Origin of the sequence: Kitasatospora sp. NPDC057692, from assembly GCF_042799475.1 — a bacterium.
Taxonomy (GTDB): domain Bacteria; phylum Actinomycetota; class Actinomycetes; order Streptomycetales; family Streptomycetaceae; genus Kitasatospora.
Genome location: NZ_JBHVIV010000206.1, coordinates 1 through 1192 on the forward strand (window position 1 = coordinate 1; position 1192 = coordinate 1192).

At 39.8% G+C, this 1192-nt stretch carries 2 protein-coding genes; both read left to right on the top strand.

Annotation, left to right across the window (positions count from 1 at the left end; translation table 11 throughout):
* Nucleotides 1-783: YeiH family protein (locus ACFVFS_RS40825; protein WP_380630187.1), on the top strand; the 783-nt coding region annotated here is incomplete at its 5' end.
* A 25-nt stretch (nt 784-808) separates the two neighbouring features.
* A partial coding sequence (locus ACFVFS_RS40830; protein WP_380630188.1) for a universal stress protein occupies nt 809-1192 on the top strand: 384 nt, incomplete at its 3' end.

Genomic DNA, 1192 nt, shown 5'->3' on the forward strand with positions numbered 1-1192 from the left:
GCAATTATACTTTTTCGAATAAAACTTAATATCGACGTTGTTTTACACCAAGGGTTAGGATTACTTGTTAGGGATGTCGGTTCCATTGTCTTTGCAATATTTCTTACCATATTGATTGGGAAATTGCTAAAAGCAGACTCTTCATTATCCCTATTACTAGGGATTGGAACGGGAGTTTGTGGTGCGGCAGCGATTGCCGCTGTCTCACCAATTTTGAAAGCAAAAGATGAAGATACTGCAATAGGCGCAGGTATTATCGCCCTAGTTGGTACTATTTTTGCCATTGGATACACCATCTTAAGACCTTTTCTACCATTAACTGATTTACAATACGGTATTTGGTCAGGCGTTGGTTTACATGAGATTGCACACGTAGCCCTAGCTGGTGCACCAGCGGGCCCAGATGGCCTTGCAATTGCTTTGTTAGCCAAACTAGGACGGGTATTCTTACTTGTTCCACTAAGCTTTATTCTTATGTACTGGATGAAACGTAAAGGAAAATCAGATTCTGATTCCGATACAAAAATTGAATTCCCATGGTTTCTTATAGGGTTTATTATCATGAGCCTATTCGGAAGCTATGTACTTGGTAATATGATTACGATTCCAACTAATATCATGAATGGGGTATCCTTCTTCACTTCATTTATATTGACAATGGCAATGATTGGATTAGGTTTGAATGTTAGCCTTAAGGATCTTCGCACGAAGGCGTTACGACCACTTCTTGCCATGACCATTACATCCGTTCTTCTATCAGTCATTACGTATTTCACGATGTAACTAATCATTATTAGGAGGTTTACAAATGGAAAAAATTTTATTTGCTACAGATGGCTCGACTTATTCCGAGCATGCCGCAAAAATGACGGGGGAATTCTTAGAAGCTTGGCCAAATGCAACATGTATCGTGCTTTACGTTTCGGCAAAGGAAAATTACGCCTATGATTTAGCACCGGAAGCAGTTGACCGATTTGAAGAAGAACTTAGTAGCCGTATTGAAAAACAAATCATAGAGGGTGTACTTTCCAATTGGAAAGAACGACTTCTATTTAGTCATCAAACAGGGCATCCCAGTCGAACAATTTGTAATGTTGCTCAATCGGAAAAAGTTGATCTTATTGTATTAGGAAGTCATGGAAGAGGAGCCATAGATCGAGCGCTATTGGGAAGTGTGGCACATGGTGTACTG